The sequence below is a fragment of the Streptomyces sp. NPDC003077 genome, from assembly GCF_040611095.1.
GTDB lineage: Bacteria > Actinomycetota > Actinomycetes > Streptomycetales > Streptomycetaceae > Streptomyces.
Window position 1 is genome coordinate 1 of record NZ_JBEXNM010000007.1, and the last position, 20216, is coordinate 20216.

General features: G+C 73.6%; 21 protein-coding genes and 1 pseudogene. 6 read left to right on the forward strand and 16 right to left on the reverse strand.

Features of this window, described 5'->3' with window-relative positions; translation table 11 throughout:
- Positions 1-89: 89 nt before the first annotated feature.
- From ABZX96_RS07030 to hisI, 5 genes and pseudogenes are all read right to left on the reverse strand, one after another.
- Positions 90-467, reverse strand: a pseudogene (locus tag ABZX96_RS07030) (DUF2752 domain-containing protein); the annotation flags it as partial.
- Between the two features lie 516 nt (positions 468-983).
- On the reverse strand, positions 984-1217 hold the full coding sequence (locus tag ABZX96_RS07035; RefSeq protein WP_355539148.1) for an HGxxPAAW family protein: 234 nt from the start codon (positions 1215-1217) through the stop codon (positions 984-986).
- 389 nt (positions 1218-1606) lie between these two features.
- Positions 1607-2263: a TIGR02234 family membrane protein gene (locus ABZX96_RS07040; protein WP_355539151.1), complete on the reverse strand. Its 657-nt coding sequence runs from the start codon at positions 2261-2263 to the stop codon at positions 1607-1609.
- Between the two features lie 523 nt (positions 2264-2786).
- Positions 2787-4310, reverse strand: coding sequence for an anthranilate synthase component I (locus ABZX96_RS07045; RefSeq protein ID WP_355539154.1), 1524 nt, complete (start codon positions 4308-4310; stop codon positions 2787-2789).
- A gap of 129 nt (positions 4311-4439) precedes the next feature.
- Entirely contained in the window at positions 4440-4817 is a 378-nt protein-coding gene (gene hisI / locus ABZX96_RS07050; RefSeq protein ID WP_355539556.1) for a phosphoribosyl-AMP cyclohydrolase, read from the reverse strand.
- Positions 4818-4841: 24 nt separating this feature from the next.
- Between hisI and ABZX96_RS07055 the strand changes: the two genes are divergently transcribed.
- Together ABZX96_RS07055 and ABZX96_RS07060 are read left to right on the forward strand one after the other, a co-directional pair.
- Positions 4842-4982: a hypothetical protein gene (locus ABZX96_RS07055; RefSeq protein ID WP_355539157.1), complete on the forward strand. Its 141-nt coding sequence runs from the start codon at positions 4842-4844 to the stop codon at positions 4980-4982.
- Positions 4983-5181: 199 nt separating this feature from the next.
- Complete coding sequence (locus ABZX96_RS07060) at positions 5182-5814, forward strand: TIGR03085 family metal-binding protein (RefSeq protein WP_355539160.1); 633 nt, start codon at positions 5182-5184, stop codon at positions 5812-5814.
- 58 nt (positions 5815-5872) lie between these two features.
- Here ABZX96_RS07060 and ABZX96_RS07065 read toward each other — a convergent pair whose 3' ends face one another.
- On the reverse strand, positions 5873-6757 hold the full coding sequence (locus ABZX96_RS07065; RefSeq protein WP_355539163.1) for a LysR substrate-binding domain-containing protein: 885 nt from the start codon (positions 6755-6757) through the stop codon (positions 5873-5875).
- Between the two features lie 95 nt (positions 6758-6852).
- On the opposite strand from ABZX96_RS07065, the gene ABZX96_RS07070 reads away from it, so the two are divergent.
- From ABZX96_RS07070 to ABZX96_RS07080, 3 genes are read left to right on the forward strand one after another with little or no spacing between them, the layout of a single operon-like run.
- The gene (locus ABZX96_RS07070) at positions 6853-7665 is read left to right on the forward strand and encodes a succinate dehydrogenase (RefSeq protein ID WP_355539166.1); all 813 of its coding nucleotides are present in this window, start codon (positions 6853-6855) and stop codon (positions 7663-7665) included.
- Between the two features lie 25 nt (positions 7666-7690).
- A complete protein-coding gene (locus tag ABZX96_RS07075; RefSeq protein WP_355539169.1) occupies positions 7691-9676 on the forward strand; it encodes a fumarate reductase/succinate dehydrogenase flavoprotein subunit in 1986 nt (661 codons plus the stop codon).
- Positions 9673-10413, forward strand: a complete 741-nt coding sequence (locus ABZX96_RS07080) for a succinate dehydrogenase/fumarate reductase iron-sulfur subunit (RefSeq protein ID WP_355539172.1) — start codon at positions 9673-9675, stop codon at positions 10411-10413. Before ABZX96_RS07075 ends, ABZX96_RS07080 begins: the two co-directional genes overlap by 4 nt.
- Before the next feature lie 261 nt (positions 10414-10674).
- On the opposite strand, the gene ABZX96_RS07085 is transcribed toward ABZX96_RS07080, so the two are convergent.
- From ABZX96_RS07085 to hisD, 10 genes are all read right to left on the reverse strand, one after another.
- Positions 10675-11607 (reverse strand): NmrA/HSCARG family protein, encoded by a 933-nt coding sequence (locus tag ABZX96_RS07085; protein ID WP_355539175.1) that lies wholly within the window; start codon positions 11605-11607, stop codon positions 10675-10677.
- A gap of 394 nt (positions 11608-12001) precedes the next feature.
- Positions 12002-12238: a hypothetical protein gene (locus ABZX96_RS07090; protein ID WP_355539178.1), complete on the reverse strand. Its 237-nt coding sequence runs from the start codon at positions 12236-12238 to the stop codon at positions 12002-12004.
- Between the two features lie 105 nt (positions 12239-12343).
- Complete coding sequence (gene hisF / locus ABZX96_RS07095; protein WP_355539181.1) at positions 12344-13108, reverse strand: imidazole glycerol phosphate synthase subunit HisF; 765 nt, start codon at positions 13106-13108, stop codon at positions 12344-12346.
- Complete coding sequence (locus ABZX96_RS07100; RefSeq protein ID WP_355539184.1) at positions 13105-13500, reverse strand: RidA family protein; 396 nt, start codon at positions 13498-13500, stop codon at positions 13105-13107. The genes hisF and ABZX96_RS07100 overlap by 4 nt, the downstream gene beginning before the upstream one ends.
- A 44-nt stretch (positions 13501-13544) precedes the next feature.
- A complete protein-coding gene (gene priA / locus ABZX96_RS07105) occupies positions 13545-14273 on the reverse strand; it encodes a bifunctional 1-(5-phosphoribosyl)-5-((5-phosphoribosylamino)methylideneamino)imidazole-4-carboxamide isomerase/phosphoribosylanthranilate isomerase PriA (RefSeq protein ID WP_355539187.1) in 729 nt (242 codons plus the stop codon).
- 11 nt (positions 14274-14284) lie between these two features.
- A complete protein-coding gene (hisH, locus tag ABZX96_RS07110) occupies positions 14285-14929 on the reverse strand; it encodes an imidazole glycerol phosphate synthase subunit HisH (protein ID WP_355539190.1) in 645 nt (214 codons plus the stop codon).
- Positions 14926-15093 carry a hypothetical protein gene (locus ABZX96_RS07115; RefSeq protein ID WP_355539193.1) on the reverse strand — a complete coding sequence of 56 codons (168 nt, stop codon included), beginning with the start codon at positions 15091-15093 and terminating at the stop codon, positions 14926-14928. Before ABZX96_RS07115 ends, hisH begins: the two co-directional genes overlap by 4 nt.
- Positions 15090-15683: an imidazoleglycerol-phosphate dehydratase HisB gene (hisB, locus tag ABZX96_RS07120; protein WP_355539196.1), complete on the reverse strand. Its 594-nt coding sequence runs from the start codon at positions 15681-15683 to the stop codon at positions 15090-15092. Before hisB ends, ABZX96_RS07115 begins: the two co-directional genes overlap by 4 nt.
- Positions 15680-16831, reverse strand: coding sequence for a histidinol-phosphate transaminase (locus ABZX96_RS07125; protein ID WP_355539199.1), 1152 nt, complete (start codon positions 16829-16831; stop codon positions 15680-15682). Before ABZX96_RS07125 ends, hisB begins: the two co-directional genes overlap by 4 nt.
- Positions 16828-18150: a histidinol dehydrogenase gene (hisD, locus tag ABZX96_RS07130; protein ID WP_355539202.1), complete on the reverse strand. Its 1323-nt coding sequence runs from the start codon at positions 18148-18150 to the stop codon at positions 16828-16830. The genes ABZX96_RS07125 and hisD overlap by 4 nt, the downstream gene beginning before the upstream one ends.
- Positions 18151-18480: 330 nt before the next feature.
- Here hisD and ABZX96_RS07135 point away from each other — a divergent pair, with 330 nt between their 5' ends.
- Complete coding sequence (locus tag ABZX96_RS07135; protein ID WP_355539559.1) at positions 18481-20025, forward strand: oxidoreductase; 1545 nt, start codon at positions 18481-18483, stop codon at positions 20023-20025.
- Positions 20026-20216: the final 191 nt, after the last annotated feature.

The following is a 20216-nucleotide window of genomic DNA, read 5'->3' on the forward strand; positions in this document are numbered from 1 at the left end:
GGCGGCGGGGGGCCGGGGGGGGGGGCGCCCCCGGCGGGGGGGCCGGGGCCCCGCCGCCCCCCCCGCGGCCCCCGCCCCCCCCCCGCCCCGCCGAATGGCAGATTCCGGACGACGGTGAAGGCGAACAGCAGCCCGGCCAGGGCCCACCAGTGGAACGGGCGCGGCCGGGGCCCCACCGTCCGGCGGCCCCGCGCGGCCCGCAGCAGCCACCGGGCCAGGAAGACGGCGAACGCCGCGTAACCGAGCACCGCCACCGCGTTGGCGTGCAGCGCGGCGGCGAGGTCACCGTGCGCGAGGTCATAGGCGCCGCGCAGGCCGCCGCAGGCGGGGCAGTACAGGCCGGTGAGATGGAGCAGCGGGCAGACCGGGTAGCGGCCGGGGCGGTGCGGGTCGGCCGCGCCCACGCAGACGAAGGCCAGGACGGCGGCCGTCAGGACTCCCAGAGGGGCGGCCAGGCGGCGCGGCAGGGCGCGGGGGGCGGTGTGGGTCCGCGGGTCGGGGCCGGTCGGGCGGGAGGAGGCTGCTGAGGGGCCGGTCGGGCGGGACGACGCGCGCGAGCCGGACGGGCCGGGGCCGGTCGGGCAGGGCGACGTGCAGCCGCGTGCCCGCGCCGGGGGACGCGCACCGGGCCCGAGGTGGCGGGCGCGTGCCGGAGCGGCAACCGACTCACGCACGACGGACCGGGTGGCCGCGCGCCGGGCCTCCACGTCGGGGCCCGGCCCCCCGACGGCTGGGCCCGGCCCTCCGACGGCGGGGCGGGACGCCCCTTCGGCGGGCGCGGGATCGGTCACGGAACCGATTCTGCTCCGGTACGCACGAAGGCGCGGCCCCTCGGCCGCCGTACGGGGACGCCGTACGGCAGTCGGGAAGCCGCGCCCGGGAACCGGGCCGCCTCAAGGGCGGCCCGAAGCCGCGCGGACCACGCGGCCGGCGACCGTCGATCGGCGACCGGCCGGAAGGGTCCGCGGGCGGACGGCGCGGGGTCAGCCGTGCTGCGGCTGCGCCTCGGCGCGCTTGTGCGGCTTGGGGGTCTGGCCCAGGCCGGCCATCCGCATGATGCCGCCCACGACGGCGCCGAGGGCGATCAGGCCCATGCCGACCCAGAAACCGGGCACGTTCGCCAGCACGATGAAGGCGCCGCCGACACAGAAGCCGATGAACGCGATGATGACGCCGGTCCAGGCGGCGGGGGTGTGCCCGTGGCCACTGCTCGACATGAGTGCTCCTCGTAACTTGTCGCGTCCGGTCGGGGACGCGCCGATACCTCAAGGTCCATTGTTCCCGATGGCCCCGGACCGGCCACTACCGGGTCCGCCGGATCGCCCCGCGCACCCCGGCCGTCGGGCGGCACCCCGGCACGGACGCCACCGGGCCCCCGACACCGCCGTACGGGTGGGGGCATCGGCCCGGCTGCCGTGCGGACGAGACTCCGGCCCGACCGCCGTACGGATGGGGCTCCGGCCCGACCGCCGTACGGACGGGGCTCCGGCCCGACCGCCGTACGGATGGGGCTCCGGCCCGGCTGCCGTGCGGGCGGCGCGCCTTCCGGCCTAAGAGACGCCGAGAACGACGCTCCTCCGGGGAGGAGGCGTCGCCGGTCGCGGCGCTAGTCCGTCGGGTCCTCGCCCCGGTCCAGCGACTTCCACAGCTCCTCGGGGCGGTCCGGGTCGGACGCGGCGGCCCGGCGCGGGGCGCGGGCGGTGCCCCGGGCGCGCTCGTACCGCCCGGACATCGCGGGCCAGTGCCGCCCGCGCACCAGGGCCAGCACGCCGGCGACCAGCAGCAGGAGGCCGCCGACCGCCGCGGCCCACGGCCAGACGGTGTGGCTGACGCCGTGGACCTCCGCGTTGCTCAGGCCGATGGCGGTGGCGGCCTTCTCGCGCAGCGCGGCGGTGTCCGAGGCGCCCATGACGGCCGCGACGACGGTCCCCGCGCCGCTGAGCGCCAGCAGCGCCGCGACCACCACCCGGCCCGCCTTGCGCACCGCGAAGACGGCGACCAGCGCGGCGAGCCCCACGACGGCGAGCGCGCCGGGCACGCCCGTGACGTCCTGGCCCGTCGCGGTCTGCGGCAGGTCGCCCTGGGCCAGCGCGGCGGTGGCGGTGGCCCACGTCCGCCCGGAGGCGAGCAGGGTCAGCGCGGCGCCCGCCGCGCCCGCCAGCAGCGCGCACGCGAGGCTGCGCCGGGCACCGCGCGCGGGCGCGGCCGAGGTGGTCCGGACCGCGGTCCGGCGGTCGGTACGGGGCTGGGGTACGGCACTCACAACCCCCACTATGGCGCACGGACCGGACGAACCCCCCGCGCGGGGTCCGGCACCGGCTCCCGTCACGCGCCCGCGCGGCGTACGGCCGGACGGGTGAGGAGGGCCCCGTGGCCGTCCGAGCCGACGGGCCACGGGCGACGGCCACGACCGAACGGGGCGGGCGCCGGACGAACGGGGACGGCTGACGACCGAAACCGAACGACGGCGGACGACGGACGAACGGGAACGGCTGACGACCGAAACCGAACGACGGCGGACGCCGGACGAACGGGGCGGACGACGGACGAGGGCCGACGAAGGCCGAACGAAAACGGACGAAGGACCGAACGAGAACGGACGGGCCCCCGACGAAGGTGGCCGACAGCCGGACGGAGACGGGCAGGCGCCGAACGGGGGCATCAGCGGAGGGCATCAGCGGCCTGCCGCCTCACCCCCGCGAGGCCCCTGCCTGCCCCCGCGAGGCCCCTGCCGACCCCCGTGTGGCCCCTGCCGCCCCCCCGTGAGGACGCCTACCCGGCCGCCCTCACCGCCCCATCCGGTTCGCCGTGTGCACGGCCCGCAGCACCGCCGCCGCCTTGTTGCGGCACTCCGTGTCCTCGGCCACCGGGTCGGAGTCCGCCACGACGCCCGCGCCCGCCTGCACGTACGCGGTCCCGTCGCGCAGCAGCGCGGTGCGGATCGCGATGGCGGTGTCGGAGTCCCCGGCGAAGTCCAGGTAGCCGACGCAGCCGCCGTACAGGCCGCGCCGGGAGGGCTCCAGCTCGTCGATGATCTGCATGGCGCGCGGCTTGGGGGCGCCGGAGAGCGTGCCCGCCGGGAAGCAGGCGGTCAGCACGTCGAAGGCGGTGCGGCCGGGGGCGAGGCGCCCGGTCACCGTCGAGACGATGTGCATGACGTGGCTGTAGCGCTCGATGGACATGAAGTCGACGACCTCCACGCTGCCCGGTTCGCAGACCCGCCCGAGGTCGTTGCGCCCGAGGTCGACGAGCATCAGGTGCTCGGCGCGCTCCTTGGGGTCGGCCATCAGCTCGTCCGCGAGCGCCTGGTCCTCCTGCGGGGTGGCGCCGCGCGGCCGGGTGCCCGCGATCGGGTGCAGCAGCGCGTGCCCGTCCTCGACCTTGACCAGCGCCTCCGGGCTGGAGCCGACCACGTCGATGCCGCCCTCGAAGCGGAAGAGGTACATGTACGGGCTCGGGTTGGTGGCCCGCAGCACCCGGTAGACGTCCAGCGCGGAGGCGGTGCACCGGGTTTCGAACCGCTGCGAGGGCACCACCTGGAACGCCTCGCCCGCCCGGATGCGCTCCTTGATGTCCTCGACGGCCTCTTGGTACGAGGCGCCGCCCCACTTGGCGGTGTACTCGGGCAGCTCCGAGGGCGGCAGCGCGGCGGCGCTGAGGGACGCCGGGCGGGCCAGGTCCTCGGCCATGGCGTCCAGCCGGGCGACGGCGTCCGCGTACGCCTCGTCCACGCCGCTGTCCAGGTCGTTGTGGTTGATCGCGTTGGCGATCAGCAGGACCGTGCCGTCGCGGTGGTCCAGGACGGCGAGGTCCGAGGTGAGCAGCATGGTCAGCTCGGGCAGCCCGAGTTCGTCGGTGCCGCCGTCGCCGATCTTCTCCAGCCTGCGCACGATGTCGTACCCGAGGTAGCCGACCATGCCGCCGGTGAAGGGCGGCAGCCCCTGACCCTCTATCAGGTCGCGCGGCGTGTGCAGCATCTCGATGGTGGCGCGCAGCGCCTTGAGGGGGTCGCCGTCGGTGGGGACGCCTACGGGCGGGGTGCCCAGCCAGTGCGTCTGCCCGTCCCTGGCGGTCAGGGTGGCGGCGCTGCGGACGCCGATGAAGGAGTACCGCGACCAGGTGCGGCCGTTCTCGGCCGACTCCAGGAGGAAGGTGCCGGGGCGTTCGGCGGCGAGTTTGCGGTACAGGCCCACCGGGGTGTCCCCGTCGGCGAGAAGGCGCCGGGTGACGGGAATGACCCGGCGGCCCTTCGCGAGCGTACGGAAGTTCTCCAGGTCAGGCGTGGCCGTGCCGGCGGTTCCCGAGTTCATGGCAGCGGATCCTAGCGGCGCTCCGGTGCCTGAGGGACGGGTGCGCCGGATGCCGGACATGCCGGGCTCGCGAGGAAGCCGAACGCGGCCGGGGCCGGTGCCCGGGCGACGCATCCCAGGGGCCGGGCCTCAGCTCGTGACGGCCGGCAGCACGTCCGCGTCGAAGCAGGTGCGGTCGCCGGTGTGGCAGGCCGCGCCCACCTGGTCGACCTTGACGAGCAGGGTGTCCGCGTCGCAGTCCAGGGCGATGGACTTGACGTGCTGGACGTGGCCGGAGGTGTCGCCCTTGACCCAGTACTCCTGGCGGCTGCGGCTCCAGTAGGTGCAGCGCCCGGTGGTGAGCGTCCGGTGCAGCGCCTCGTCGTCCATCCACCCGAGCATCAGGACCTCGCCGGTGTCGTACTGCTGCGCGATGGCGGGGACCAGTCCGTCGTCGCCGCGCTTGAGACGGGCGGCGATGGCGGGATCCAGATTCGGCCGGGGGTCACGGGTGCTCATACGCACCATTGTGCCGTGCGGCATCCTTCCCCCATGAACCACCAGCCGCTCCCGCCGTTCCCCCCGCCCCGGCCCCCGGACCCGGACCGCACCGCGAAGGTCGCCACGACCGTCCTGCTGTCGGTGTTCGCGGCGGCGCTGCTGGTAGGCGTCTTCCTGCTGCTGCGGCACTGACGTCCGCGGGCACCGAGCGGCATACGGGCAGCGGGGCGGCGCCGACGCACCCCGGCCACAGGCCCCGCTCTCCGTAAGAACGACCGGCACCCACCCCGCCCCGTACAAGGCGGACGGCGCGCCCCGCCCCGCACCCGTCGCGGACGCCGCGCCGCGCGCCGCCGTGGCACCCTCCGCGCCCCGGTCGTAGGCTGGCCGCATGTCGACCCATGCCAAGCGTGAACGCCTTCTGCTCGCCGACCTGTTGGAGAGCTCCGGTCCGGACGCGCCGACCCTGTGCGAGGGCTGGACCACGCGCGACCTGACCGCGCACCTGGTGGTGCGCGAGCGGCGCTCGGACGCGGCGGGCGGCCTCCTGATCAAGGCGCTGGCCTCCCGTCTGGAGCGGGTGCAGGCGGAGTACGCCGCCAAGCCGTACGAGGAACTGGTCCAGCTGTTCCGGAGCGGCCCGCCCCGGATGTCCCCCTTCACCCTCAAGCAGATCGACGAGGCGTCCAACACCGTCGAGTTCTACGTCCACGCCGAGGACGTGCGCCGCGCCCAGCCGGAGTGGACGCCCCGGACGCTGGACCCGGTGTTCGCCAACGCCCTGTGGGCGCGGACGGAGCGGATGGCCCGGATGCTGGGCCGCAAGTCCCCGGTGGGCCTGGTGCTGCGCCGCCCGGACGGTCAGACGGCGGTCGCGCACCGCGGTACGCCCGTCGTCACGGTCGTCGGGGAGCCGGGCGAGCTGCTGCTGTTCACCTTCGGCCGCCAGTCCGCGGCGGACGTGGAGCTGGACGGCGACAAGGAAGCCGTCGCCAAGCTGCTGGACGCCAAGCTCGGCCTGTGAACGACCGGGGCGGCCACGGCGCGGGCCGCCCCTTTTCCCTCCTCGCCCCGCCCGTCGCTCACCCCACCTGCTCCCGCAGGATGCGCTCCAGTTCGCGGGCGGCCCGGGGCGGGGAGACGTCCGACCGGTGCGCCACCGAGATCACCCGGTGCATGCCGGCGGTGCTGAAGCGGGTGACGTGCAGGCCGGAGCGTTCGGCGACCATGGCGGGGACGACGGCGACGCCGAGCCCGGCGCGGACGAAGCCGAGCACCGCGTCCATCTCGCCGCCCTCCACCGTGAACACCGGGTCGAACCCCGCCGCGCGGCACGCCGCGATGGTGAACTCCCGCAGGTCGTAGCCGCGCCGGAACATCACGAGCGGCTGGTTGCGCAGGTCCCCGACCTGGAACCGCCGGCCGCGCCCCACCGGGGCGGGGCGGCCGGGAGCGGAGACCACGACCAGTTCCTCGCGCAGGAGTTCGCCGGTGGCCAGGGCCGGGGCCTGCACCGGCAGCGGGGTGATGATCAGCGCGAGGTCCAGCTCGCCGTCCGCGAGGACGCGTACGAGGTCCTGCGAGCCGTCCTCGCGGACCACCAGCTCCACGCCCGGGTAGGCGGCGTGGAACGCGCTCAGCACGTCGGGGACCAGGCTCGCGCACAGGCTGGGCGGCGCGCCCAGGCGCAACCGGCCGCGCCGGAGCTGGGCGACCTCCTGCACCTCGCGGCGGGCGGTGTCGGCGTCCGCGAGGATGCGGCGGGCCAGCGGCAGCAGGGTCTCGCCGGCGTCGGTGAGGGTGATGTGGCCGCGGGCCCGGTGGAAGAGCTCGGCGCCCAGCTCCCGTTCCAGGGACCGGATCTGCTGGGAGAGCGAGGGCTGCGCGACGTGGACGCGTTCGGCGGCCCGGGTGAAGTGGCGGGTGTCGGCGACGGCGGCGAAATACCGGAGCTGCTGGAGCTGCATGCGACCGATCATAGGCAGTGATAGGCATCGCCTATGGACTTCAGCCGCACCATGTCTTGGACCGATGGGCCCTGCGGTCCTTAGCGTCAGGACCTATGGCACTGGACACACGCACGGACCGCCACGGGCGGAAGGGCGCGCCACCCGGGACCGGCCGCCGCGCCGGAGGGACCGGAGCGGCCGGGACGGGTTCCCGCGCGGCGGGGAGCCGCGGCCCGCGTCCCGCCCGGCGGCCGTCCTTCCTCCGCCTCTTCTGGCACTCGACCATCGGCAAGAAGACCGTGATGGCCGTCAGCGGCGTGGTGATGCTGCTGTACCTGGTCGTCCACATGCTGGCCAACCTGAAGGTCTTCTTCGGCCCGGACGAACTCAACGGCTACGCCCACTGGTTGCGCACCATCGGGGAACCGTTCCTGGGGCACGAGTGGTTCCTGTGGCTGGCCCGGCTGGCCCTCGTCACCGCCGTGGTCCTGCACGCCGTGGCCGCGTACCAGCTCAGCCGCCGCGACCTGGCCGCCCGCCCCCGGCGCTACGCGCACCGCCCCCGGCGGACCAGCTACGCGACCCGCACCATGCGGTGGGGCGGGGTCATCCTCGGCCTGTTCATCGTCTGGCACGTCCTGGACCTGACGACGCTGACCGTCAACCCGCGCGCCGAGGCGGGTCACCCGTACGAGAACCTCGTGGCGTCCTTCTCCACCTGGTACAGCGACGTGATCTACATCGTGGCAATGCTCGCGGTCGGGCTGCACGTGCGCCACGGCTTCTGGAGCGCCGCGCAGACGCTGGGCGCCAACCGGCCCGGCCGCGACCGGGCGCTCAAGGCGCTGGCGAACGTGCTGGCGCTGGCGCTGACCGCCGGGTTCATCGCCGTCCCCGTCGCCGTGATGACCGGCGCGGTGCGCTGAGCGAGCCGACCGAAGGAACGAGGACATGACCACCCACGCCACCAAGGCCCCAGAGACCCCACACCACGCCCCGTACACCGACTACGCCACCGGCGACCCGATCGCCGACACCAAGGCCCCCGCCGGCCCCGTCCACGAGCGCTGGGACCACCGCCGCTTCACCGCGAAGCTCGTCAACCCGGCCAACCGCCGCCGGTACACCGTCATCGTCGTCGGCACCGGCCTGGCGGGTGGCGCGGCGGGCGCCACGCTCGCCGAGCAGGGGTACCGCGTGGTGCAGTTCTGCTACCAGGACTCGCCGCGCCGCGCCCACTCGATCGCCGCGCAGGGCGGCATCAACGCCGCCAAGAACTACCGCAACGACGGCGACTCGGTGTACCGCCTCTTCCACGACACCGTGAAGGGCGGCGACTTCCGCGCCCGGGAGTCCAACGTCCACCGGCTCGCGCAGATCTCGGTGGAGATCATCGATCAGTGCGTGGCCCAGGGCGTGCCGTTCGCCCGCGAGTACGGCGGCCTGCTGGACACCCGTTCCTTCGGCGGCGTCCAGGTCTCCCGCACGTTCTACGCACGCGGGCAGACCGGGCAGCAGCTCCTGCTCGGCGCCTACCAGGCGCTGTCCCGGCAGATCGCCGCCGGGAACGTCGAGATGCACGCCCGCACGGAGATGCTGGACCTGATCGTCATCGACGGCCGGGCGCGCGGCATCGTGGCCCGCGACCTGCTCACCGGCCGCGTCCAGGCGTACTTCGCGGACGCGGTGGTGCTGGCCAGCGGCGGCTACGGCAACGTCTTCCACCTCTCGACCAACGCCAAGAACTCCAACGCCACCGCCATCTGGCGGGCGCACCGGCGCGGCGCGTACTTCGCCAACCCCTGCTTCACCCAGATCCACCCCACCTGCGTGCCGCGCTCGGGCGACCACCAGTCCAAGCTGACGCTGATGAGCGAGTCGCTGCGCAACGACGGCCGCATCTGGGTGCCGAAGGCCGCCGGCGACACCCGCCCGCCGCACGAGATCCCCGAGGACGAGCGCGACTACTACCTGGAGCGCGCCTACCCCTCCTTCGGGAACCTCGTCCCGCGCGACATCGCCTCCCGCGCCGCCAAGAACGTCTGCGACCAGGGACGCGGCGTGGGCCCCGGCGGGCAGGGCGTCTACCTGGACTTCGCCGACGCGCTGGCCCGGATGGGCCGGGAGAAGGTCGCGGAGAAGTACGGCAACCTCTTCGAGATGTACGAGCGGATCACGGCGGAGAACCCGTACGAGGTCCCGATGCGCATCTATCCCGCCATCCACTACACGATGGGCGGCCTGTGGGTCGACTACGACCTCCAGACCACGATCCCTGGCCTCTTCGCCATCGGGGAGGCCAACTTCTCCGACCACGGCGCCAACCGGCTCGGCGCATCCGCCCTGATGCAGGGGCTGGCCGACGGCTACTTCGTCCTCCCCGCCACCATCGGCGACTACCTGGCCCGCCACCCGCACGCCGAGCCCGAGCCGGACCACCCCGCGGTGACCGAGGCGCTCGACGCGGTGGACGCACGCCTCGGCCGGCTGCTGGCCAACCAGGGCGACCGCACGCCGGAGTCCTTCCACCGCGAGCTCGGCGAGCTGCTGTGGGACGAGTGCGGCATGGCCCGGACGGACGCGGGGCTGCGCAAGGCGCTGGACCGCATCCCGGCGCTGCGCGAGGAGTTCTGGCGCCGCGTCACCGTGCCCGGCACCGGAGAGCAGTTGAACCAGTCCCTGGAGAAGGCCAACCGGGTCGCCGACTACCTGGAACTGGCCGAGTTGATGTGCCTGGACGCGCTGCAGCGCACCGAGTCCTGCGGCGGCCACTTCCGCGAGGAGAGCCAGACCGAGGACGGCGAGGCGCGCCGCGACGACGCCGCGTTCTCGTACGTCGCCGCCTGGGAGTTCACCGGTACCGGCCGCCCGCCCGTGCTCCACCGCGAGCCGTTGACCTTCGAGTACGTCCACCCCACCCAGCGGAGCTACACGTGAACCTCACCCTGCGCATCTGGCGCCAGAGCGGCCCCGAGGACGCCGGGGCCCTGACCACCTACGAGGTGCGGGACATCGCCCCGGAGATGTCCTTCCTCGAAATGCTCGACACCCTCAACGAGGAACTGATCCTCGCGGACGAGGAGCCGGTCGCCTTCGACCACGACTGCCGGGAGGGCATCTGCGGCGCCTGCGGCGTGGTGATCAACGGCCAGGCGCACGGCCCGGAGCGCACCACCACCTGCCAGCTCCATATGCGGCACTTCAACGACGGCGACACGATCGACGTCGAGCCGTGGCGCGCGGGCGCCTTCCCGGTCGTGAAGGACCTGGTGGTGGACCGCTCGGCCTTCGACCGCATCATCGGCGCCGGCGGCTACATCACGGCCCCCACCGGCAGCGCTCCGGAAGCCCACGCCACACCGGTCCCCAAGGCCGCCGCCGACACCGCCTTCGAACACGCCGAGTGCATCGGCTGCGGCGCCTGCGTCGCCGCCTGCCCCAACGGCTCCGCGATGCTCTTCACCGCCGCGAAGGTCGTCCACCTGAACTCCCTCCCCCAGGGCGCCCCCGAACGCGAGACCCGCGTCCTGGACATGGTCACCCAGATGGACGCCGAGGGCTTCGGCGGCTGCACCAACACCGGCGAATGCGCCGTCGCCTGCCCGAAGGGCATCCCGCTGTTCGGCATCGCCCGGATGAACCGGGAGTTCGTGCGGGCGGTGCGGAAGGGATGAGAAAGCGGGGCTCGTGAGCCGAAACGCGTGGGTTGTCACCTGGGCGGGCTTGCCGTCACCGCGGGCTTCGACCAGGTAGCGGTCGCGGTGGGCGACAGCGATTCTCCTCGGGCCCGCGGTCGGTCGTCACCGTCTCCGTGCCGAAGAACGGCAGGCCGGCCGATGGGCGCCCGGCGCATCCGGCATCCACCGCGGTGGGGGTGCCGGGGCAGGCCGTTCCCCCTGCTCGTTCCGGTCCGCCCCGGCGGGCGCCGCCGAAGGTCACAGCGCCGGATGCCCATGGCCGGACACGGGTGCCGGCTGCTCCTCCGCCCACTCGGCGAAGGTGGTGAGCGGGATGCCCAACTCCTGCGCGAATGCGGGCCGGGCGGGCTGGAGGACCACGTTGTTCCACTCGTGTCCGGCTCCCCACTGCGGCATGCCCGCGTCGAGGGCCTCTTCCAGGCTCATGGAAGGCGCGGTCACCGGCACGCCCCAGGCGGCGGACAGGGTCTGCGCGATCTGTTCCATCGTGCGCAGGTCACCGGCCAGTTCCAGTTCCACCCGGTGGAACCGGTCGGGGTCCAGGAGGGCGTGCGCCGCGGCCGTGCCGATGTCCCGCACGGCCACCAGGGCCAGTTCGGTGTCCGGTTTCAGTACCGTCAGCAGGCCGCCGCGGGGCCCCCGGGGCGCCAGCAGGGGCAGGTTCTCCATGAAGAAGGCGGGCTTGATCACCGTCCAGCGGGCAAAGCCCGCGTCGCGTACCGCGTCCATGATCGTCTGCTTGGTGTGGAAGTAGTCGGCCATCGCCGCCCAGCGGCCTTCGGCCCAACCGGGCGCCTGGGTGTGCTCGCCGACCCCACTGGTCGAGGACTGCACGAACTGCCGCACTCCCCCGGCCTTCGCCGCATCCACCAGGTTGCCGGCCTGGGCGAGCTCGCCCGCGAAGTCCACACCGGTCTCGGACATCGGCGGCATCTGCACGGAGAACACGGCGCGGACCCCCTCCACCGCCGGGCCGAGGCTGTCCCGGTCGGAAAGGTCCGCCCGCACCAGCTCGGCGCCCAGCGCCTCGATCGCCCGGGCGGGCTTCGACCACGGATCGCGTACGAGCGCGCGTACGGGCACCCCGGCCGCCAGGAGGGCGCGGGCCGTGGCCCCGCCTTGCCGGCCGGTGGCTCCGGTGACCAGGACGGTATCGCTGTCGACGGGCACGGCCGCTGCTCCTCCCGCACCGGGGAACGAAAACGGCGGGGCCCGCCGCTTTGCCTGCCGCGACGATATGGCGGGGTCCGCCGCCGGGCAATGGGGAGGCATGACCGGCCAACGCGCCCTGGCCACCGAGCGGCACGAGGGCCCCGCACCCAGACCGGCCGCCTCTTCCGCCTCGCCGTGGAAGGGCTCAGCCCCGAGCACGGCACCCGCTGGGGTGACCGGGAACTCCGGCTCGCTCTTCGGCACTGGTGGCAGAAAGCCCGCCGAACGAGCGCGTGTGACAAGCGGGATGCCCGGTCGGCGACGGCAAAGCCGCCTCGACCGGCCTTCTCCGCCGACCCGTCCGGCATCGCCGGTGACCACGCCCGAGCCGGGGACCTCGCCCCCTCAGGGGTCAGCTCGTCAACGCCGGGAAGCCCCGCGTCAGCGCGGCCTTGTGCATGCGTGTCGCCTTGTACACGAGTGCCGCCTGCACGGCTCCTTCGAGGGAGCGCCGGATCTGCCGCCGCCGCGCCAGGCTCGCGACCAGTACGTCATGGGCCCATCGCTCGGCTGTCGTTCCGCGTTCCGCCGCCTCGGCGCGCAGGAAAGCCAACTCGTCGTCGGTGAGGTCGATCATGATCTGAGGCATGGGGGAGAATTTATGGGCAACGCCGGCTCTCCGGGGTCGGCATCACCCCTCCGAGGGAGCGCGCAGCCGCGCCCCGTATAACCAACCTCCCCGCCCCGCCTGCGGCTACCGCACCGCCTCCCCCGCCTCCCGCAGCGTCTCCTTGACCTCCCCGATCCGCAGGTCACCGAAGTGGAAGACGGACGCGGCCAGGACGGCGTCGGCGCCGGCGGCGATGGCCGGGGGGAAGTGGGCGAGCTGTCCGGCGCCGCCGGAGGCGATGACCGGGATGGAGACGTGCTTGCGGACGGCGGCGATCAGCTCGGTGTCGTAGCCGTCCTTGGTGCCGTCGGCGTCCATGGAGTTCAGCAGGATCTCGCCGGCGCCCAACTCGGCCGCCCGGTGGGCCCACTCCACGGCGTCGATGCCGGTGCCGCGCCGGCCGCCGTGGGTGGTGACCTCGAAGCCGGAGGGGGTGCCGGCGGAGGTGCGGCGGGCGTCGACGGACAGGACGAGGACCTGGCGGCCGAACCGTTCGGCGATCTCGCGGATCACGTCGGGGCGGGCGATGGCGGCGGTGTTGACGCCGACCTTGTCGGCGCCGGCCCGCAGCAGCTTGTCGACGTCCTCGGGGGTGCGGACGCCGCCGCCGACGGTGAGCGGGATGAAGACCTGCTCGGCGGTGCGGCGCACCACGTCGTAGGTGGTCTCGCGGTTGCCGGAGGACGCGGTGATGTCGAGGAAGGTGAGTTCGTCCGCGCCCTCCTGGCCGTAGATCTTGGCCATTTCGACGGGGTCGCCCGCGTCGCGCAGGTTCGTGAAGTTCACGCCCTTGACGACCCGGCCGTTGTCGACGTCCAGGCAGGGGATGACTCGGACCGCCAGGGTCATGGCTGCGGTGCCTCTCTGAATGCTTCGAGTTCCACTTCGACCAGCACGCGGGAGTCGACGAAGCCGGAGACCACCACGAGGGTCGCGGCGGGTCGTACGGCGTCGAAGATCTCCTTGTGCGCGCGGCCGGCCTCCTCCACGTCGCGGGCGTGGGTGAGGTACATGCGGGTGCGGATGACGGATTTGGCGTCCAGGCCGAACCGCTCCAGGGCGGTCAGCGCGTTGCCGAAGGCGACCCGGGTCTGTTCGTAGGGGTCGCCCTCGCCGTACAGGACGCCGTCCACGAGCGGCATGGTGCCGGCGACCAGCACGCGGTCGCCGGCGGCCACCGCGCGCGCGAAGCCGATGGACTCTTCCCAAGGACTGTTGGACTGCGCGCGCTCGATGGTCATGTCGCCGGGGTTCCCTTCAGGTCACGGGCCCGGGTGCGGGCCCGTCAGGATGCGGATACCACCTGGAGTGCCTCTTCCAGGGTGAACGCCTTGGCGTACAGCGCCTTGCCCACGATGGCACCCTCGACCCCGTCGGGGACCAGCGTGGCCAGGGCCCGCAGGTCGTCCAGGGAGGAGACGCCGCCGGAGGCGACGACGGGCTTGTCGGTGGCGGCGCAGACGTTCTTGAGCAGCTCCAGGTTGGGGCCCTGGAGGGTGCCGTCCTTGTTGATGTCGGTGACGACGTAGCGGGCGCAGCCCTCGGAGTCCAGGCGGGCCAGCGTCTCGTAGAGGTCGCCGCCGTCGCGGGTCCAGCCCCGGCCGCGCAGGGTGGTGCCGCGCACGTCCAGGCCGACCGCGATCTTGTCGCCGTGCTCGGCGATGACCTTGGCGACCCACTCGGGGGTCTCCAGGGCGGCGGTGCCGAGGTTGACGCGGGTGCAGCCGGTGGCGAGGGCGGCGGCCAGGGAGGCGTCGTCGCGGATGCCGCCGGAGAGTTCGACCTTGATGTCCATGGACCGGGCGACCTCGGCGATCTGTGCCCGGTTGTCGCCGGTGCCGAAGGCCGCGTCCAGGTCCACCAGGTGCAGCCACTCGGCGCCCGCCCGCTGCCAGGCCAGGGCGGCCTGCAGGGGGTCCCCGTAGGACGTCTCGGAGCCGGACTCGCCGTGGACGAGGCGGACGGCCTGGCCGTCGCGGACGTCGACTGCGGGGAGGAGTTCGAGCTTGCTCATCTCACGGGGTCCTAGAGGGTGTCGATCCAGTTGGTCAGGAGCTGGGCGCCGGCGTCGCCGGACTTCTCGGGGTGGAACTGGGTGGCCCACAGGGGGCCGTTCTCCACGGCGGCGACGAACCGCTCGCCGTGGGTGGCCCAGGTCACCTTCGGGGCGCGCATGTGCGGGTTGCCGATCTCCAGCTCCCAGTCGCGCACGGCGTAGGAGTGCACGAAGTAGTAGCGGGTGTCCGCGTCCAGGCCCGCGAAGAGGCGGGAGCCCTCGGCGGCCTCGACGGTGTTCCAGCCCATGTGCGGGACGACGTCGGCCTTCAGGGGGCCGACGGTGCCGGGCCACTCGTCCAGGCCCTCGGTCTCCTCGCCGTGCTCGATGCCCCGGGAGAAGAGGATCTGCATGCCGACGCAGATGCCCATGACGGGGCGCCCGCCGGACAGCCGGCGGCCCACGACCCAGTCGCCGCGCGCCTCGCGCAGGCCCTTCATGCAGGCGGCGAAGGCGCCGACGCCGGGGACGAGCAGCCCGTCGGCGTTCATGGCGGCGTCGTAGTCGCCGGTGATCTCGACGTCGGCGCCGACGTGCGCGAGGGCGCGCTCGGCGGAGCGGACGTTGCCGAAGCCGTAGTCGAAGACCACGACCTTCTTGCGTGCCGTGCTCATGAGGCCCACACGTCCAGTCGCAGCACGCCGGCGACCAGGCACATGGCGGCGCCGATGCTCAGGAGGGTGATCAGGCCCTTGGACTGCTTCTGCTTGACGAAGGAGATGACGCCGCCGAGCAGGAACAGGCCCAGGACGATGAAGGCGGTGGACAGGCCGTTCACAGCGCCCCCTTGGTGGACGGGAGGATGCCGGCGGCGCGCGGGTCGCGCTCGCTGGCGTAGCGCAGCGCCCGGGCCAGCGCCTTGAACTGGCACTCCACGATGTGGTGCGCGTTGCGCCCGTAGGGGACGTGGACGTGCAGGGCGATCTGGGCCTGGGCGACGAAGGACTCCAGGATGTGCCGGGTCATCGTCGTGTCGTAGGTGCCGATCATCGGCGCCATGTTCTCCGGCTCGGTGTGCACCAGGTAGGGGCGGCCGGAGAGGTCCACCGTCACCTGGGCCAGCGACTCGTCCAGGGGGACGGTGCAGTTGCCGAACCGGTAGATGCCGACCTTGTCGCCGAGCGCCTGCTTGAAGGCGGCGCCGAGCGCGAGGGCGGTGTCCTCGATGGTGTGGTGGGTGTCGATGTGCAGGTCGCCCTCGGTCTTGACCCTGAGGTCGAACAGACCGTGCCGGCCGAGCTGGTCCAGCATGTGGTCGTAGAAGCCGACGCCGGTCGACACCTCGACCTGGCCGGTGCCGTCGAGGTCGATCTCGACGAGGACCGAGGTCTCCTTCGTGGTGCGCTCCACGCGCCCGACGCGGGTCATCGCTGGTTCTCCTTCAAGCTCTCCGAGCTGATCAAGCCGCTTTCCTTCCTGAGCGTGCGCGCCGCGTCCAGGAACGCGTCGTTCTCGGCGGGGGTGCCCGCGGTGACCCGCAGCCAGCCCGGCACGCCGTTGTCCCGGACCAGGACGCCCTGCTCCAGGAACGCCCGCCAGGCGGCGTGGGCGTCGGTGAAGCGGCCGAACTGGACGAAGTTGGCGTCGGACGGCACGACGTCGTACCCGGCCGCCCGCAGCTCGGTGACCACGCGGTCGCGCTCGGCCTTGAGGCGGTCGACGTACCGCAGGAGCGTATCGGTGTGCTCCAGCGCGGCGAGCGCGGTGGCCTGGGTGACGGACGAGAGGTGGTACGGCAGGCGGACGAGCTGCACGGCGTCCACCACGGCCGGGTCGGCGGCGAGGTAGCCCAGCCGCAGCCCGGCGGCGCCGAACGCCTTGGACATGGTGCGGGAGACGACCAGGTTCCGGCGGCCGGCGATCAGCGGCAGCAGGGAGGGCCGGTGGCTGAACTCGCCGTAGGCCTCGTCCACCACGACCATCGACGGCCCGGCCGCCTGCGCGGCCTCGTACAGCGCGAGGACGGTCTCGGCGTCCACGGCGGTGCCGGTGGGGTTGTTGGGCGAGCAGATGAAGACGACGTTGGGCCGGTGCTCGGCGATGGTTTTGACGGCCGCGTCGACGTCGATGGTGAAGTCGTCGTTGCGCGGGCCGGAGATCCAGCCGGTGCCGGTGCCGCGCGAGATCAGCGCGTGCATGGAGTACGACGGCTCGAAGCCCAGGGCGGTGCGGCCGGGTCCGGCGAAGGTCTGCAGGAGCTGCTGGAGGACCTCGTTGGAGCCGTTGGCGGCCCACACGTTCTCCGTGCCGACCTGGTGGCCCGCGGTGCGGGTGAGGTAGGCGGCGAGCTGGGTGCGCAGCTCGACGGCGTCCCGGTCCGGGTAGCGGTTCAGGTCGCGGGCGGCCTCGGTGACCCGCTCGGCGATGCGCGCCACCAGGGCCTCGGGCAGCGGGTAGGGGTTCTCGTTGGTGTTCAGGCGGACGGGGACGTCGAGCTGCGGCGCTCCGTACGGGGACTTGCCGCGCAGCTCGTCGCGCACCGGCAGGTCGTCCACCCGGTTCTCGTTCTGGCTCACTTGCTCTCCGGCACCTTCCAGCCAAACCGGGCCTTGAGCGCCGCGCCGTGCGCGGGCAGGTCCTCGGCCTCGGCGAGGGTGACGACGTGGTGGGTGACCTCGGCCAGGGCGTCGCGGGTGTAGTCCACGACGTGGATGCCGCGCAGGAAGGACTGCACGGACAGGCCGGAGGAGTGGCAGGCGCAGCCGCCGGTGGGCAGCACGTGGTTGGACCCGGCGCAGTAGTCGCCGAGGGAGACCGGCGCGTACGGGCCGACGAAGATCGCCCCGGCGTTGCGGACCCGGGCGGCCACGGCGGCGGCGTCGGCGGTCTGGATCTCCAGGTGCTCGGCGCCGTACGCGTCCACGACCTTCAGGCCCGCGTCCAGGTCGTCGACCAGGACGATCGCGGACTGCCGCCCGGCGAGCGCGGTGGTGATCCGCTCGCGGTGCCTGGTGGCCTCCACCTGGGGCTTGAGCTCCGCCTCGACGGCGTCGGCCAGCTCGGCGGAGTCGGTGACCAGGACGGCGGCGGCCAGCGTGTCGTGCTCGGCCTGGCTGATCAGGTCGGCGGCGACGTGCGCGGGGTCGGCGGTGGTGTCGGCGAGCACCGCGATCTCGGTGGGCCCGGCCTCCGCGTCGATGCCGATACGGCCCTTGAGCAGGCGCTTGGCGGCGGCGACGTAGATGTTGCCGGGGCCGGTGACGAGGTTCACCGGGCGGCACTCCTCGGTGCCGTACGCGAACATCGCGATGGCCTGGGCGCCGCCCGCCGCGTACACCTCGTCCACACCCAGCAGGGCGCAGGCGGCGAGGATCGTCGGGTGCGGCAGGCCGTCGAAGGCGGCCTGCGGCGGGGAGGTGACGGCGACCGCCTCGACACCGGCCTCCTGGGCCGGGACGACGTTCATGACGACGGAGGACGGGTAGACGGCCAGGCCGCCCGGCACGTACAGGCCGACCCGCTCGACGGGGACCCAGCGCTCGGTGACGGTGCCGCCGGGGACGACCTTGGTCGTCACGTCCGTACGGCGCTGCTCGCGGTGGACGATCCGGGCGCGGCGGATCGATTCCTCCAGGGCCGCGCGGACCGCCGGGTCCAGCTCGGCCAGCGCCCGGTCCAGCGCCTCCTGGGGCACCCGGACCCGCTCGATGGTGACCCCGTCGAACCGCCGCGCGTAGTCGATCAGCGCCGCGGTGCCGCGATGGCGTACGTCCTCGCAGATGGGCCGCACCTTCTCCAGGGCGGCCTCCACGTCGAACTCGGCACGGGGCAGCAGGTCGCGCAGGGCGGCACCCTCGGGGAGGGCGTCACCGCGCAGATCGATTCGGGAAATCACCACTCCAGTGTCTCAGACCCGTTCTCACGACCGGCCGCCCGTATCACTCAGTGATACACGGCGCCAGTGGGCCGCGGCCGTCCGGCCCGGGGCCGCGGGGCGGCGCGGGCCAGGGTTCCGGGGCGGGGCGCGGTCCCGCCGGTGGGGTCCGCGGTGCCGCTTCCGCCGGGCGCGTTCAAGCGGCCACCCAGAGGGAAAGGGTGAATCCGTACAGGCGTACGAAGTACGTACGCAGTGCGGAAAGGGTCAGGGGATGAGGGGGATGCCACGGTGACCACGCCCGAGGGCGACGCACCCGCCGGCCTGCAGCTCACCTCGGCGGAGTGGAGCATGTGGCAGGCGTTCCGCAACGGCAGCACCTGCGAGCTGTACAGCGGCGACCCGGTCACCGACGATCCGCAAGGGTCGCGGTCCTGGGGTCCCGAGCGCAGCGTACGGGCCCGGGTGCTGGCGCTGCTGCTCCTGGAAGGCCCGCCGGCGCAGCCCGGCCGGGTCTCCGCGCTCAAGCTCACCGGCGCCTACATCACCGACACCCTCGACCTGGCGGGCGGCACCGTCAAGCCGTTCGTGGAGCTGCGCGACTGCCGGTTCGAGCGGGAGGTGGTGCTGCCCGAGAGCCAGTTCACGACCTTACGGATGGTGGGCTGCGCCATACCCCGCCTGGAGGCGGCCCGCCTGCACACCGAGGGCGACCTGCACCTGTCGCGCTGCGTGGTCCGCGCCGGCATCCGGCTCACCGACGCGCACGTCGGCACCGACCTGCTGCTCAACCAGACCGTCACCTACAAGGACCGGCAGGGCCGCTCCCTGATGGCGGACGGGATGACCGTCGCCCAGGACTTCCAGGCCGAGATGATGGAGTCCTACGGCGAGGTCTCGCTGCGCGGCGCGACCATCGGCGTCTCGCTGAGCCTGCGCGGCAGCCGCCTGAGCAACCCCTACGGCCGCTGGGCGCTGAACGCCCCGCAGCTCACCGTCGAGCGCACCCTCTACCTCACCTCGGCCGGGCTGGCCGGCTCGCCGTACTCCGCCATCACCGGCACCACGCCCCAGTACGGCATCGCGCACACCCCCACCCGCGGCACCCGCATGCACCGCTTCGAGTGCGAGGGCGGGATGCGGCTGGACGACGGCCGGTTCGGCGACGCGGTCGACTTCGAACAGGCCCGCGTCACCATGGAGGGCGGCCAGGAGATGTCGCTGCGCCGCATCCAGACGCCGGAGCTGCGCTTCCTGTGCGAGAGACCGGAGCACGGCCGGGTGGTCCTCTCGGGCGCGCGCGTGGTCAACCTCGTCGACAAGGCGGCGAGCTGGCCCGGCCTGGGCGGTCTGTACATGGCCGGGTTCGCCTACGAGAACCTGATACCGCGCGGCCCCTTCCCGCTGGCCCGGCGGCTGGAGTGGGTGGCCGCCGCCACCCCGGAGTACGCCCCCGAGCCGTACGAGATGCTGGCCGCGTCCATGCGCGCCAGCGGCGAGGACTCCGACGCCCGCGAGGTGCTGCTCGCCAAACAGCGCCGCCGCCGCGAGACGCTCCCGCTGGCCGGCAAGGCGTGGGGCGTCCTCCAGGACTGGACCGTCGCGTACGGCTACCGCCCGGGCCGGGCCGCGGTGTGGATGGGCATCCTGTGGGCGATGGGCGTCCTCTACTTCTCCCTGAACCCGCCCCGCGCGCTCCAGGCGGGCCAGGCCCCGCAGTGGAACCCGTACCTGTACGCGCTCGACCTGCTGGTCCCCGTGATCGACCTGTACCAGGCCGCGGCCTGGCGGCCGGTGGGCGGGTCGCAGTGGGTGGCCGCGATCATGATCCTCACGGGGTGGGTGCTGGCGACGACGGTCGCGGCGGGGGCGTCGCGGTTGCTGCGGAGGCAGTGAGGGCAGGGGCGGGGCGGGCTCTCGGTTCCGGGGCGGGGGCGGGGGCGGGGGCGGGTCCTGGGTCCGTCCTCGGCTTCGGCCCGGCTTCGGACCGGCCCTCGTCTTTGGCTCCGGGCCGGCTCCGGCCCGGCCCCGGCTTCGGCCGGGCTCTGCTCCCGGCTCTTGCCTTGTCCTCGGCTCCTCACAGCCCC